Source organism: Thermogemmata fonticola, assembly GCF_013694095.1.
Lineage (GTDB): Bacteria > Planctomycetota > Planctomycetia > Gemmatales > Gemmataceae > Thermogemmata > Thermogemmata fonticola.
In genome coordinates this window covers 15,027-28,720 of sequence record NZ_JACEFB010000017.1, presented here as the reverse complement: position 1 = coordinate 28,720, position 13,694 = coordinate 15,027, and the positions used below count along the sequence as shown (strand labels likewise).

At 64.0% G+C, this 13,694-nt stretch carries 10 protein-coding genes; 6 read left to right on the top strand and 4 right to left on the bottom strand.

The genetic code is table 11. The annotated features are described in order from the left end of the window. Nucleotides 1-425: 425 nt before the first annotated feature. A complete protein-coding gene (locus tag H0921_RS16015; RefSeq protein WP_194539529.1) occupies nucleotides 426-2,456 on the bottom strand; it encodes a serine/threonine-protein kinase in 2,031 nt (676 codons plus the stop codon). A 511-nt stretch (nucleotides 2,457-2,967) separates the two neighbouring features. Next, on the bottom strand, nucleotides 2,968-4,137 hold the full coding sequence (locus H0921_RS16010; protein ID WP_194539528.1) for a formylglycine-generating enzyme family protein: 1,170 nt from the start codon (nucleotides 4,135-4,137) through the stop codon (nucleotides 2,968-2,970). A 561-nt stretch (nucleotides 4,138-4,698) separates the two neighbouring features. Here H0921_RS16010 and cysT point away from each other — a divergent pair. The 4 genes from cysT (at nucleotide 4,699) to H0921_RS15990 (ending at nucleotide 8,344) form a co-directional block, all read left to right on the top strand. After that, the gene (gene cysT / locus H0921_RS16005; protein ID WP_194539527.1) at nucleotides 4,699-5,523 is read left to right on the top strand and encodes a sulfate ABC transporter permease subunit CysT; all 825 of its coding nucleotides are present in this window, start codon (nucleotides 4,699-4,701) and stop codon (nucleotides 5,521-5,523) included. A 94-nt stretch (nucleotides 5,524-5,617) separates the two neighbouring features. Continuing rightward, entirely contained in the window at nucleotides 5,618-6,655 is a 1,038-nt protein-coding gene (cysW, locus tag H0921_RS16000; protein WP_228499937.1) for a sulfate ABC transporter permease subunit CysW, read from the top strand. Nucleotides 6,656-6,685: 30 nt separating this feature from the next. Next, on the top strand, nucleotides 6,686-7,753 hold the full coding sequence (locus tag H0921_RS15995; RefSeq protein ID WP_194539526.1) for a sulfate/molybdate ABC transporter ATP-binding protein: 1,068 nt from the start codon (nucleotides 6,686-6,688) through the stop codon (nucleotides 7,751-7,753). 339 nt (nucleotides 7,754-8,092) lie between these two features. Beyond that, a complete protein-coding gene (locus H0921_RS15990) occupies nucleotides 8,093-8,344 on the top strand; it encodes a hypothetical protein (protein WP_194539525.1) in 252 nt (83 codons plus the stop codon). Between the two features lie 50 nt (nucleotides 8,345-8,394). Here the strand turns inward: H0921_RS15990 and H0921_RS15985 are convergent, their stop codons facing one another. Further along, nucleotides 8,395-8,793: a hypothetical protein gene (locus tag H0921_RS15985; protein WP_194539524.1), complete on the bottom strand. Its 399-nt coding sequence runs from the start codon at nucleotides 8,791-8,793 to the stop codon at nucleotides 8,395-8,397. Between the two features lie 239 nt (nucleotides 8,794-9,032). Between H0921_RS15985 and H0921_RS15980 the strand changes: the two genes are divergently transcribed. Then, nucleotides 9,033-10,988, top strand: coding sequence for a DUF1549 domain-containing protein (locus H0921_RS15980; RefSeq protein WP_194539523.1), 1,956 nt, complete (start codon nucleotides 9,033-9,035; stop codon nucleotides 10,986-10,988). Between the two features lie 263 nt (nucleotides 10,989-11,251). Here the strand turns inward: H0921_RS15980 and H0921_RS15975 are convergent, their stop codons facing one another. Next, the gene (locus tag H0921_RS15975; RefSeq protein ID WP_194539522.1) at nucleotides 11,252-12,625 is read right to left on the bottom strand and encodes an SH3 domain-containing protein; all 1,374 of its coding nucleotides are present in this window, start codon (nucleotides 12,623-12,625) and stop codon (nucleotides 11,252-11,254) included. A 383-nt stretch (nucleotides 12,626-13,008) separates the two neighbouring features. Here H0921_RS15975 and H0921_RS15970 point away from each other — a divergent pair, with 383 nt between their 5' ends. After that, a complete protein-coding gene (locus H0921_RS15970; RefSeq protein ID WP_194539521.1) occupies nucleotides 13,009-13,656 on the top strand; it encodes a glycine zipper domain-containing protein in 648 nt (215 codons plus the stop codon). Nucleotides 13,657-13,694 lie beyond the last annotated feature (38 nt).

The following is a 13,694-nucleotide window of genomic DNA, read 5'->3' as shown; positions in this document are numbered from 1 at the left end:
CGGGCCGGAAGCCCAGCGGTTTGTCCTCCCACCGTTGGAAAACTTCCAGAACAATCTACCGCAACTCCGCCTGTCAAGCCCTCTTGGAAACATTTTTTTCCGGTCGGGAAACTCTTGACTTTTTCTCTTCCCCATGATTTCTCTTGTTGGTTTCCCCTGATCTCAGTGGCAGTACGGGTGCCGATGTTTACTTCTATTTTTATTATATGACGAAGAGTATAAAATAATGCAGAAAATTCGCATTTTTTTGGCTATCTAGAGATGTAGTTTATATATAGCAGATATATCACTGTATATATATTGATCACACAGACAGGTCTTGGGACGCCGGCGCGTTGGGGTAGCGGCCGTGAGGCAAGGGTTGCCCGGTCTGGAGGGCGCCAGAGAGGCCAAGCCCATCGAAGGGGGTCGCACCCCATTCGGGGTTACTTTCCGGGAGTGAGGGTCAGGTTTCGGACGGCGTACACCGCTCGGTGGCACCAGAGGCCCAGTCCGCGGCGCGGATGCCAATCCGGCGTGGGATAGTCGAGCTGGGGGAAACTTTTGCGCAGGGAGTCGGCGGCGACTTCCGCTTGCTTGTCCAGGGCCGGTCCCTTCACCGCGGCGAAGCGCACCATCTGGCCCCGCTCATCCCGCCAGTAAGTCTCCACCAAGTCCGGACGGACCTTGATCTGGATTTTCCGCCAAGGTGCTGGGCAAACGATGGACGGCGTGAAGGGATGCCGGTGCGGCGAACGCGGAAAGGCCAGTATCGGAAAATCGCCCGGACGCTCCAGAAGGATCAGGTCGCCGAAATAGACATGTTCGGGGTGGAGATACGCCTGGGGATTTTCCGGGGTGTAATGGTGGTCGAGGAAGCTGACATGTTTGACGGCATGGAAGACACAGCCGGGCATGGCCGAGTCGTTCGGGAGATAGCCGAAGAACAGGCCGCCCATTTGCAGGCCATCGCGGCGGGCGGTGACCAGGTTCACCAGGCGGATTTCCGCCTCCAGGGTGTACCGATCCAGGGGCACTTCAGGCAACAGCAGCACCAGGCCATATCCCAGGCTGCTATAGACGCAGGCGCGTTCGCTGGTTTCGTCGGAGGATAGGGCGACATTCCCATGAAGGACCTTCGACCAAGCAGGCAGGCCGGTCGGGCCGATGAGCGTCACGGACTCTCCCTGACGGAGGGAATTCATCAGGGCGGCGAGGCGTTCGTCCGGTGTCGGGGTTTCGGTGCGCGGCAGCACCGCACCGAGGATGGCGGCCACCGCTAAGAGGAGGAGCCCGGTTGTCCCGGCCAACAGGCGGGAGCGCTGGCGGCGGGTCCACAGCCACAGGCGGCGCCACGGCGTATGCAGCGGGGCCGACGGCACTGAGTTCTGCAAGAAGCGTTCCAGGTCCTCGGCCAGAGCTTCCGCGCTCGGATAGCGGTCCTCCTGCCGCTTCTGCAAGCACTTGAGAATGATCGCTTCCAAGGCGGGGGGTAAATCCGGGCGCAACGCCCTGGGACGGAGGGGTATTCCTTCTTCAATCTGCTGGAGGATTTCCACCGCTGTCTTGCCGCGATAGGGAGGCTGGCCCGTAACCAGATGATAAAGCGTCGCGCCTAAGCTGTACACATCGGCGGGCGGCCCAATCGGTCCAAAGCGGCGCGAGCATTGCTCCGGCGGCATGTAGCTCGGCGTGCCCAGCGGACCAGTCATGGTCACCAGGCCGTCATCACGATCGAGCATCTTGGCTAGCCCGAAGTCGGAAATGTGCGGCTGCCCTTGAGCATCGAGGAGGATATTGCTCGGTTTGATGTCCCGATGCAAGACCTGGGCCGTGTGCGCGGCATGGACCGCCTGGGCCACGAGCATGATCAACCGCGCCGCTTCCCGCGGGTCGAGGGGACCCTGGCGCAGGCGGTCCGCCAAAGTTCCACCACTGACATATTCCATGGTGAAGAACGGCTGCTGCCGGAGGAAGTCCGTGGCTAGCACCTTGACGATGTGGGGATGATTCAGCCGCGCCAAAGCCCGCACTTCGGAGATGAACCGCTCCGCGGCGATGGCGTTGCCCGGCGAGCGTAGCATTTTCATTGCCACCAGGCGCTCCGTGGGATACTCGCGGGCGAGGAACACATCCCCCATGCCGCCGCTGCCTAGCCGCTTGATCAGCTCATAACCCGGTGGAGCAGGCGGCAGTTGCCGCAACATTTCGGGCAGTGGCGTATCATACCCTTCGAGATGCTCCGTTAGGGCCACACGCGTCTGCGGCTCGGCACCGTGATAAGTCCGCGTCACCTCCTCGGACTGTGCCAGACCCACCGCCGCTTGCGTCTGCATCCCCGCCGCCGCAGACGAAACGGCGGCCAAACTTTCAAGGTCCGTCGGCCCCGTATTCGCTCGACAGGTCTGACAGACCCCCTCGGCCAAACTCTCCGCCGGCAACGGTCGCGAGCACACCGAACACAGGGAGGACGCCATGGCACTCCAACCCTCGCTCTCACGCACAAGAAAGTTGAGACGGTTGAATGATAAAGGAGGGGAAGATGTCTTGCAAGCACCGTCAACCCATTTGACAGAGATCATAGTGGCAATCCCGTCTGAACGGTGGTATACGGGTCCCCAGTCGCTTCCGCCGTGCGTCTTGCTCGCACCGCCCTCCGGGAAGTTTCTGCAGCACAGGGCACGCCCACTCTTAGCCGGATTCGCTGACGTTTCCCTGGACTTTCCACCGGAGGGTGGAAAGAATCCCCCCTTCCGCCTCCCTCTAGGCTGGCTTGAAAGGAGAAACGACCGTTGACCGCTCAAGAGGACAAAAAATTCCTGAATCCACCCAAAGCCCCCAAAGCCCCGATGGGAAAGATGGGAAAAGGCCAGATGCGGAAAATGCCCGTTGTGAATGGCCGGCGTCCGCAGATCGTTCGGTGTCAGCGATCTTTGACGCAGCGGAAGCCGCAGCGGACGCTAAGGGAGTGTTTTTGACCCCACACGGTCAGCGATCTTTGACGCAGCGGAAGCCGAGGTGGGAGGTGCCGGTGTCGACATCGCCTTTGCCCCGGCCGTAGACCTTGAAGCGGGCGCAGAAGCCGAAGCTACAGAGGAAGGAACCGCCGCGCTGGACGCGCTTGGGGATCAGGGCCTCGTGCGGCCGGGAGGGGTCGTAGCTGATCTCCGGTCCCTGGGGGTTTTTCCGCGGGCTGTGGGCGTAATAGTCGGGCCGGTACCAATCCTGACACCACTCCCAGACGTTGCCGGCCATGCCGTAGAGGCCGTAGGGATTGGGCGGAAAGGCTTTCACCGGGGCGGTGCGGTCGTAGCCGTCTTCGCGGGTGTTGCGATGGGGAAACTCGCCCTGCCAGATGTTGCAGCGCCAGAGGCCGCCGGCGTTGGGTTCGGCGTCGCCCCAGGGATAGGGCTTTTGCACCAGGCCGCCGCGGGCCGCATATTCCCATTCCGCCTCCGTCGGCAGCCGCTTCCCCGCCCAGCGGGCATACGCCTGGGCATCCTCCCAGGAGACGTGCACCACGGGGTGATCCATGCGCTCGGCGATGCTGCTGCCCGGCCCTTCCGGATGCTTCCAGCAGGCGCCCGGCACCCACTTCCACCAACGGGACTCGTCATCCCAGGGCACCGCGTGCGACGGCGGATCGAAGACGACCGAACCGGGGACGAGTTTATCCGGGGGCGGCTCCGACCAGCCGGGCGGCAGATAGGCCATAATCTGCTCCTTGGTCGGCGGGCGCTCCGCCGTCGTCACGTAACCCGTGGCCTCCACAAAGCGGGCAAAGTCCGCATTCGTCACTTCCGTCTCATCCATCCAGAAGCCGCGGACCTCGACTTCGTGAATCGGATGCGCATCGGCGAAGAAGGGGTGCGGATCATCAGTTCCCATGAGGAACTTGCCCCCAGGAATCCAGACCATGCCCGGCGGGGCTGGGCCTCGGCTCCACTCCGGCGCCCAAAGACCAATGACCAGCACGCCTCCTAACAGAATCCCACCCAACACCAGCGGGAACCACCGCGGAATCCGCCTGGCTTGACTGATCCCCCGCTCCGCCCGGCTCTCGCGGCCTACTGCACCTTCCCGATCTCCAGGCCCCACACCCCCGCTCCGCGAGTTCCCGCGCTCCCCTCGGCCTGACTTGTCCGGACCGTGTGCCATCGCTTCCACCTCCCACCGCTCAGCCTACCGCATCCTCCTTCCATTACACTAAAAAATCCGCCGGCAAATGGAACTCGCAGCGGCTCACCTCACTGCGACTGCGCCACCCCAGCCCTGCCCTTACTTCTGCCAACACCGCTCGGCCCTCGGACCCTCGGACCTCTCCCTGCCGCGGAGGCTCTGCTGTCGATCGATGACTTAGCCCGTCCGTCCTCCCCCAGAGCCGCACTGCGACATGTGAAGACCGAGCCTTTCGGGGAAACCCTGAAGCTGTCCGTCGATGGGAGCCGATTCCTGATGGCCGATCTATGATCAAGTTGATAGGAATAATGATAAAACTGAGTCGGAGGGGGGAATTGGAATTGGCCGGGAACGCAGGAGCCGTTAGGCTGGGAAAGCCGCCGATGAAGCTGGGCAGGCCGGCAGAGAGGGCGGCAGGGTCCGCAGTACGGTGAGAACAGCAGGCGTGGTGTGCCCAGTTTGGACGAGGAGATCGGCTTGAGCGGGGAAAGCGGCGAGAATCCCGGAGCAGGAGGGTAGCTCAGCGGCGGAGCCAAGGCGATGGGGCGGATCAATCCGAAGGTGTTGCCGGGGTATGGATTGAGCCTGGGGTTCACGGTGGTGTACCTGGCGGTGCTGGTACTATTGCCGCTGGGGGCGTGCGTGGTGACGGCGCTGGGGATGAGCGCGTCGGAGTTTACGGCGGCGGTGTGGAGCAGGCGGGCGCGGGCGGCGTATGCCTTGAGCTTCGGGGCGTCGCTGGTGGCGGCGGCGATCAGCACCGTCATCGGTCTGCTCATCGCCTGGGTGCTGGTGCGCTACGAGTTTCCGGGACGGCGCCTGCTCGATTCCCTCGTCGATTTGCCCTTGGCCTTGCCGACGGCGGTGGCGGGCCTGGTCTTTTCCAACCTCTACAGTGCCGAAGGCTGGCTGGGGCAGTTCCTGGTGCCGTTGGGCATCGAGGCGGCCTACAGCCGGTTAGGGATCGTAGTCGTGCTGGTGTTCATCGGCTTTCCCTTCGTGGTGCGGGCCTTGGAGCCGGTGATTCAGAGCCTCGACAGCGAAGAAGAGGAAGCAGCGGCCCTGCTGGGAGCCAGTCGCTGGCAAACCTTCCGCCATGTCCTCTTTCCCGCCCTGGTGCCGAGCCTGATCACGGGCTTTGCCCTGGCCCTGGCCCGCGGATTGGGAGAATACGGTTCCATCGTCTTCGTCTCCGGCAACATGCCGTATAAGACGGAGATCGCGCCGTTTCTGATCGTCAGCCGCCTGGAGGAAGGCGGGGACAGGGTGAAGGAGGCGACCGCCCTGGCCACAGTGCTGCTTGCCGCTTCGCTGCTGTTGCTCGTGGTGATCAATCGCCTGGAAGCCTGGAGCCGGAGGGGATGAAACGAGAACTGCCCCGGAGAACTGCCGGGAAGGTCCTGGGAGGCAAGCGTTTGTTCCTCGTGATCCGTCGCCAGGGAACTGGGAGCCGCCAAGGATGAGCGTGGGGAACCTCGCGGAAGATACGGGGATCGCTCCGGTGGGACTGCGCCGCCCGGTGCGGGACCGCGCCCAGGGGATTCGCCGCCAGATGCAGGACCCCCTTTGGGTGCGCCTGCTGCTCATCAGTCTGACGGTGCTGCTGATGGTCGTGCTGGTCGTGATTCCCGTCGTCCATGTGTTTTACGAAGCTCTGCGGGAGGGGCTGGCGGCCTACGTCCAGCATCTTTTCGGGGATGCCGACACGCGCCATTCGATCCTGTTGACCCTGACGGTGGCGCCGCTGGCGGTACTCTGCAACGTGATCTTTGGCCTGGCGGCGGCCTGGGCGGTGGCACGCTTTCGCTTTCCGGGGCGGACCTTGCTGGTCACCCTCCTTGACGTGCCCCTGTCCGTTTCTCCGGTGGTAGCGGGTTTGTCCTTTGTTTTGCTCTTCGGCTTGCAGGGGTTTTTCGGTCCGTATCTGCGCGCCCAGGGGCTGGACCTTCTTTTCACCGTCCCGGCGTTGATCCTCGCCACGACCTTCGTGACCCTGCCGTATGTGGCGCGGGAATTGATCCCGGTGATGGAAACGATCGGTCCCGATGAGGAGCTGGCCGCCTTGAGTCTGGGAGCCAACGGTTGGCAGATTTTCTGGCGCGTGACCTTGCCGAACATCAAATGGGGGCTGCTCTACGGCATCATTTTGTGCAACGCCCGGGCGATGGGCGAGTTCGGCGCCGTCTCCGTCGTATCGGGACGCATTCCGGGGGAAACGAACACCATGCCGCTGCAAGTGGAATTGCTCTTTCAGGACTTCAACAGTCCGGCGGCGTTCGCCCTGGCCTCGGTGCTGACCCTGCTGGCGGTGATGACACTCATCCTCAAGGTCTCTCTGGAAGGCCGGCGCCTGCCCCCAGCGCAGCGCGAAGCCCCGGACTTGCCGCGGGAGCCAACCGACCTGGAGGAGCCAACCGACCCCTCGGCTGCCGCCAATGGCCCCCGAGCCGCCCCAAGCGCAGCCTTCCCGGATGCCCCGGACCGTCCTTCCCCCTAGGACAAGAGCAACGGTTGCGGATGCGCAGGTATGTCGATTAGCGTGCAGAATCTGACCAAGCGTTTCGGCACATTCGTCGCCTTGGACAATGTGTCGCTGGTCTGCCCCACCGGACAGTTGGTGGCCCTGCTGGGACCGTCCGGTTCGGGCAAGACGACCCTGCTGCGGATCATCGCCGGGCTAGAAGTGCCGGACAGCGGCGCGGTCTATTATCACGATGACGAGATCACCCGCCGCTCGGCCCGCGACCGCAACGTCGGCTTCGTCTTCCAGCATTACGCTCTGTTCCGGCACATGACGGTCTATGACAACGTGGCGTTTGGCCTGCGGGTGCGCAAGGTGCCGGAGCGGCAGGTGCGCGAGCGGGTCATGGAGCTGCTTCGTCTGGTCCGCCTGGAGGAAAAGGCCCAGCACTATCCCAGCGAGCTGTCCGGTGGGCAAAAACAGCGCATCGCCCTAATCCGGGCTTTGGCCCCCGACCCCAAAGTGCTGCTGCTCGACGAGCCGTTCGGAGCGCTCGATGCCAAGGTCCGTGCTGAGCTGCGTCTGTGGCTGCGCCGCTTCCATGACGAGTTCCACGTCACCAGCATCTTCGTGACCCACGATCAGGAGGAAGCCTTCGAGGTGGCCGACCGCGTGGTCGTCATGAACCACGGGCGCATCGAACAGGAAGGGACGCCGCTGGAAGTCTTCGAGCATCCCGCCACGGCCTTCGTCATGGATTTCCTGGGCAACGTCAACAAGCTCCCTGTGCGGGTCGAAGGCGGCAAAGCCCTCCTGGGGGAAACCGGCACGGTCGAAGTCCCGGCCCGCGTCTTCGGCACGGGGGAAAACGGCCGCATCGACGCCTACATCCGCCCCCACGAACTCGACATCTCCCGCAATCCCGACAGCAGCAACTGCCTCACCGGCAAGATCGTCCACCTCAACCCCGCCGGCTCCGTTGTCAAAGTCCGCGTCCTCGCCGAAGACTTCGGCCTGATGCTCAACGTCGATTTGACCCCGGAACGCTACCGCGCCCTGGCCTTGAAGCCCGGCGAGACCGTCTTCGTCACCCCGAAAGCCGCCAAAGTCTTCGAGCCGGATTACACCATCTGAATCTCTGGTGAACCCTTGGACATCTTTGCGATGAATCCCTCTGCACCTTTGAGACCCGGCGGGTCTTCGGGGACGCCGAGGGGTTATTGCTGTTTTTCCTGCCCGGAGGCTTCGGGACGCCACGGGTGCACCGCGGGTGACGCCACGGGTGACCGCCGCCTTTCCGCCGGACCCTGCCGTTGCTAAACTGATCTCTCTTGCAGGCTCACGGACTCCGGCTCACGGACTCCGGCTCACGGACTCCGGCTCACGGACTCCGGCTCACGGACTCCGGCTCACGGGGTCCTGCTTGCAAACAGGGCAATACCTCCGCGGCAGACATCAGAGGAGATCACAGATATGGCTGTGCGCATGTCCACACGGCGGCGGATGGACCGGATGCGGGACAACATGGCCTTGTCGCGCATCGCCAACGGCCACCGCAAGCGCAAGGAACGGGCCAACCGGGACCGCCGCATGAAGGCCCTGCTCGCCCGGAGCACCTTTCCGCACTATCATCCGGCGCTCCAGAGCTGGGTGAGCCAGAAGCTCGGCATCCCCTTTAGCCGCGTGACGGAAGAGCAGGTGCGCCAGTTGCTATCAGGCAGCTAACCGTCCGTTGCGCAGAGCCGCAGCCCCTGGACGTGGGCCGAGACCCGGATTTACTCCGACGGTGGGAAGCTGTCCGTGTCCTGTTCCGCCTCGGCGGGGGCATCGGGCCGGCCTCCGTGGACCTCGCAGCGGGCGAAGAGGCGGGGGAAAATGGGAATCCAACCCCAGAGTTTGTACCAGCCCCACGCCCGACTGACGGCAGGCCGCCAGCAGAAATGGCACGACACGGCGCAGCCATCCGGTAGGAGAATGGCATGGCGGCGGCGCGCAGCGGCGTGTTCCGCGATCGCCTCCCGGCTAATCCCCCGGCGGTCTAACTCGTGCTCCATAAGATCGACCGCGGCGGGTTCCATCCCCGCCCGGTACACCGTCACCCGGTCGAGCAGCTCTTCCGTCTCCGCCCGACGGATGTACTCCGCCACCTGACGCAAATCGCAATCCCAGACCATCCGCGCTCCGTCTACCGCCTAGGATCAAGGAATACGGAACTTCGCCCGGCGATTCTGTGTCTTACCTATAGCCGGATTCTCCGCAGGGGAAAGATTACGAAATGCTGGTACACCCCGGCGCGCATGGGCTAGACTATCCCTAGATGGTATGGGGTAAGACAGTTTCCGGCCGAATGCAGGGTACGCCGCCGGGCGGAATCCAGCCTCCAGGCCGCCATATTCCGGGAGGGACTTGACCCATGATCCGCACGCCAACTGTCGCTGGTGGACTGGCTCTCGGCACACTGCTTGCGTGCCTGCATCTAGTGCCGGCCCAGGAGAAACCAGGCCCGATCCCCGGCGTCTCGCCGCAAACCCAGAAGATCAACGAACTGATCGCCGCCAAGTGGCAGGAAGCGGGCATTGCCAAACCAGCAGAATTGGCCACGGACCTGGAGTTCATGCGCCGGGTCTTCATCGACCTGATCGGCCGGATTCCCACCCCGGAAGAGATCATCGACTTCGAGCGGGATACCAGCCCCACCAAGCGGGTCAAGCTCGTGCGCCGGCTTCTCTACGACGACAAGTACGTGCCCCGCGGACGCGATGGCAAGCCCGTCACCAGTATCGCCGGCCTGCCCGTGCCCATCGACTACAACAACGCCTACGCCGAAAACTTCGCCGAGCTGTGGACCACCTGGCTGCTCACCCGCAGCAACGTCCATCGCGTCTATCGGGAACAGCTCCGCTTCTGGCTCACCCAGCAGTTCGCCGGTTCCTCCCAGTACCCCGAAGGCAAGCCCTGGGACCGCATCGTCTACGACCTGATCACCGCCAAAGGGAAGTCGAACGAGAACGGCGCCGTGGTGTTCATCGCCCGCCACCTGGGCGATCCCATCGTGGATGAGAACAACCGCCGGGTTACGGATTTCTCCAGGGAGGGCCGCTTCGACGCCGTGCCCATCACCTCACGGGTCACCCGCCTGTTCCTGGGCATTCAGAGCCAGTGCATGCAATGCCATGACCACCCCCATCACAAGGAGTACGTGCAAACGGACTTCTGGGGTGTGAATGCCTTCTTCCGCCAGACCGATCGCAGCGGCACGACCAATCCGATGAACCTGGGCCAGAATACGCCACCGCCGATTGAAGTGACCGATCACCCAGACTGGAACGTCAACGGCATGGTGTTTTTCGAGCGGCGCGACGGCCAGAAGCGCGCCACCTTCCCGACCATGCTGCGCGACCTGGCCCAATTTGCCAACGAGGAACCGCCGACCAAGCGGCTCGCACCCACCGCCGAGCTGCCCCCGACGCTGCGCGGCAAGACCCGCCGGGAAATCCTCGCCCAGTGGGTCATCGAGCATGACAACTTCGCCCGCGCCTTTGTCAACCGCATGTGGGGGCATCTCTTTGGCCGCGGCCTGACTCAAGAACCCGCCGTCGATAACTTCCACAGCGGCAACGAAATCGTCCACCCCGAACTGCTCGACTACCTCGCCACCGAATTCAAGCGCTACGGCTACGACCCCAAAAAACTGCTGGAGTGGATCTGCACCAGCCACGTGTACAACCTCAGCCACGTCGCCAACAAAGCCTACATCGACCCCAAGTACGACCCCTATTTTGCCCGCATGCCGCTTAAGGCGATGTCGCCGGAGGTGCTCTTCGAGTCCCTGGCCATCGCCACGCGTGCGGAAGCCCGCCGCGGCGAAGAATTCCGCATCCTCAAAGACCGCTGGCTCCAACGCCTCACCGTCAACTTCGGCGACGATGAAGGGAACGAGGTGAACTTCAACGGCACCGTCATCCAAGCCCTGCTCATGATGAACGGCCAGGAACTCAACGCCGAAATCGGCACCTCCCGCGGCGGACCTGGCACCGGAGTCGTGGCTGATGTCGTCCGTCGCCATACCGCCAAAGGCGTCGCGTCACCCCGCGCCATCTACGACGAGCTGTTCCTCATGACCGTCAATCGCCATCCCACCGCTCAGGAGATCGCCCGCCTGGAAGAAGTCCGCAATGGCCGAGCGGTCATCGACCTGTCCAACCCCTTGGCCCAGCCCGGCTCTGGCTCCGCTCGACCCAAACCTGGAACCAAAACGGGCAGGGGGAACCTCGCCCTCGTCCCCGGCGCCACGCCCAACGACGTGGCCTTCTACCAGGATGTCTTCTGGGCCTTACTCAACAGCAACGAGTTTATGCTCAATCACTGAACCGGGAACCGAAGGCAAAACGGGGCAAGTGCCCACCGGTTTCCGCAGCTCCATCGAGAACTGATCAACCCCCTAGATTCGCAAGCACATCTCACCGAAGGGGCGGCCTCCGCTGCGAGGCCGTCGTCTTTTTTTGGCCCGCCGACTCCGAAGGAAGGCGAGCGCAAGTCCATTGGGAGACGCCCCGCTGGCTCCGTCAGGTGCCCCGCTGCTCCGCTTGCACCCGAAGTGTTGCTTCGCCGTTTCCTACTGATGGTGCCATGTCAGCGTGGTGCGGGGGAAACCGCCGCTGCCGCCACGTAGGGGTAGGACAAGCCGCGGCGATTCTGCGCCGTGCCATAGACTTGCACGACGGTGTTGACGTAACGCTCCAGGTCCCCCGCCGCTCCGGGCACGACATAGACGAGGGGCACGCCGGGATGGGCTTCCAGGGCGTAGGTTTTTCGGCCATCGAGGGCGATGGCGGAACGCACAAGCCGACCGGGACCGTACCAGCGGGGCGAGTCCGCCGCCGCCGGAGTTGGACCGGTAGAACTCGCCGCGGATGCCGGCGGCGTCTCCGGGGGCAGGAGCCGAGCCGGTGCGGCTGAGCCGCTCGCAGACGCCGGCAAGGACCCCGATGGGGCAGGCGAGGTCCGCGGCCCTTGCCGCCGCTTCTCCCGCAAGGCGTGAATCCGCGTGTAGCATAGATTGGCCAGATCGTGCTGCTTCCCTTGTTCGTTCAGGATGCGGGCCAACTCGAAAAAGAGCCGCTCGGCTTCCTCGAAGCGCCCGGCCTGCTCCGCCGCTTCCGCCTGCTGCCAGAGGGGATGCTGCACCAGCGGGCTGGGCATTGCTGCCGGACGACTGCTGCCGCTGTTACCTACCGTCCCAGCCAGTCCCGCGGTCGCGGAGGAACCCGCAGCTCCCGCCGTCGGTGCTGGTGCCGGTTCCCGCACCTGATAATGCCACGCCCCGCCCCGCTGCGCCTGCACCGCCTGCTTGGGAAGGTAGCGAAAATCCCCCGGCGGCGCCGCCACCGGATACCACGTCTTCCCCTCCCGCTGCACCGGCGGACCGATGACCAGCAGAATCGTCCCCCCCGGTACGCGCGTCCGCTGCACCGGCAAGGGTTCCGCCAAGCCAATTTTGCCCGGACGTAACGGTGCCCCCGCTTCATCCACTACCACATTCTGCGGAATCGGACGAGACTTGTCGAAGTTGATAAACTGCATCGGCACCCAACTGATGCACCGCAGAGTTTGCGGCGGGTCCTGCACCGCCAGCCAGCCGTTCCCTTCCTCATGATCCACCCACACGAGCATCCCCGCTTGCAAGGTGCCCGTGTCCGGGAATTGATCGCTCGGCCCAGCCCGCAGCGTGACTTGCGGCGCCGTCACCACCGCCAAATACGGCGGCTTCGGCAGGCTCCCGCTCCCCAAACTGTTGCTCGGAGAACCGACTGGACTATCGCCGGCGGACCCCGAAGGCGAAGCGCCCGCAGAGGTCGAACTCCCCGACTGCGCTTCGGCAATTCCCCCCAGTCCCCACCCGGCGATCAGCACCAGCACTTGGCCGAAACGCAGCCCCAACCGCGCCCCAAAGCCGGCCCCTCTCCGCGCTCCGTTCCGCCCTCTTCGCCCATCCGCGCCGCGCATGATGACAACCCTTCGGCAAAGTTTCCGCTTCTCCTCTGTCCCCAGAACGTCCCACCCCTTCTCTGGAACCGGCTCGTCCCAGCTTCGGGAGCAATTCCCCTCCCATAGCACCTCCGCCTTCCCCGTCAAGCCGAAGCCCCCCGCCCCTCTTCAGCCCCCCAGAAAATCTGGCTGCACCCCGAGCGGCGGGTGCAACCAAATTCTCTGGGAGTTCTCTGCCGGGCAGCTCTGCTAGTCTGGGGAAACACCTCGCGGGTTCAGCCCCCACCCCCAGAAAATCTAGTTACACCCCGAGCGGCCAAGGTGGTGGAGTGCTCTTGACAAGCGGGAGGCCGGGAGCTATACGCCGGGGTCGGTCGGAGATTGAGAGGGGGATGAGGGGTATGCAAGCACGAGTCGGGTTCGCGTGGGTTCTGCTTGCCGGCCTTGTGGCGAGCGGCGGCTGCGAACATATGAACCAAGCGCAAACGGGGGCAGCTATTGGCGGGGCGTTGGGAACCGCAGCGGGCTTAGGTGTGGGAGCCGCGACGGGCAACCCGCGTACCGGCGCGCTCATCGGCGGGCTAGCCGGAGCGGGGATCGGCGGCCTCATCGGCAACGAGGCAGACAAAGAAGAACGACGGGAACAACTCGCCCTGCAACAGGCCGCAGCCACGGCGGCAAGCGCACCCCAGAAGCTGGGCCTAACGGATGTCGTCCACTTGACACAACAGGGGCATGATGAACAGGTTATCATCAATCAAATCCGGGCCACCGGGAGCACCTTCCAATTGACCACGTCCGATTTGGACTGGCTCAAGGCCAACGGGGTGTCACCGCGGGTGATTGCGGAGATGCAGTCGCGTCCGCCGGTGCTGCCGTCGTCGGGGCTGCGTTCGTCGAGCAGTACGACGATCATTTACGAGTCGCCGTGGTCGCCGTGGTGGATGCCGCCGCCGGTGGTGGCCGCTCCGGTCATCGTCCGCCCGGTGTATGTCCCGCCACCTCGGCCGCCGATCGTCTTTGTCGGGGGTTTCTACCGCTGCCGTTGACCACCCCGACTGCTCCCCATCCTTCCCCGCCCGCCTCG

What these genes read in the sequence shown, in the direction of transcription:
- H0921_RS16015 (WP_194539529.1), bottom strand. Translation starts at nt 2,456, where the DNA reads ATGGCGTCCTCCCTGTGTTCGGTGTGCTCGCGACCGTTGCCGGCGGAG.
- H0921_RS16010 (WP_194539528.1), bottom strand. Translation starts at nt 4,137, where the DNA reads ATGGCACACGGTCCGGACAAGTCAGGCCGAGGGGAGCGCGGGAACTCG.
- cysT (WP_194539527.1), top strand. Translation starts at nt 4,699, where the DNA reads ATGGGGCGGATCAATCCGAAGGTGTTGCCGGGGTATGGATTGAGCCTG.
- cysW (WP_228499937.1), top strand. Translation starts at nt 5,618, where the DNA reads ATGAGCGTGGGGAACCTCGCGGAAGATACGGGGATCGCTCCGGTGGGA.
- H0921_RS15995 (WP_194539526.1), top strand. Translation starts at nt 6,686, where the DNA reads ATGTCGATTAGCGTGCAGAATCTGACCAAGCGTTTCGGCACATTCGTC.
- H0921_RS15990 (WP_194539525.1), top strand. Translation starts at nt 8,093, where the DNA reads ATGGCTGTGCGCATGTCCACACGGCGGCGGATGGACCGGATGCGGGAC.
- H0921_RS15985 (WP_194539524.1), bottom strand. Translation starts at nt 8,793, where the DNA reads ATGGTCTGGGATTGCGATTTGCGTCAGGTGGCGGAGTACATCCGTCGG.
- H0921_RS15980 (WP_194539523.1), top strand. Translation starts at nt 9,033, where the DNA reads ATGATCCGCACGCCAACTGTCGCTGGTGGACTGGCTCTCGGCACACTG.
- H0921_RS15975 (WP_194539522.1), bottom strand. Translation starts at nt 12,625, where the DNA reads ATGCGCGGCGCGGATGGGCGAAGAGGGCGGAACGGAGCGCGGAGAGGG.
- H0921_RS15970 (WP_194539521.1), top strand. Translation starts at nt 13,009, where the DNA reads ATGCAAGCACGAGTCGGGTTCGCGTGGGTTCTGCTTGCCGGCCTTGTG.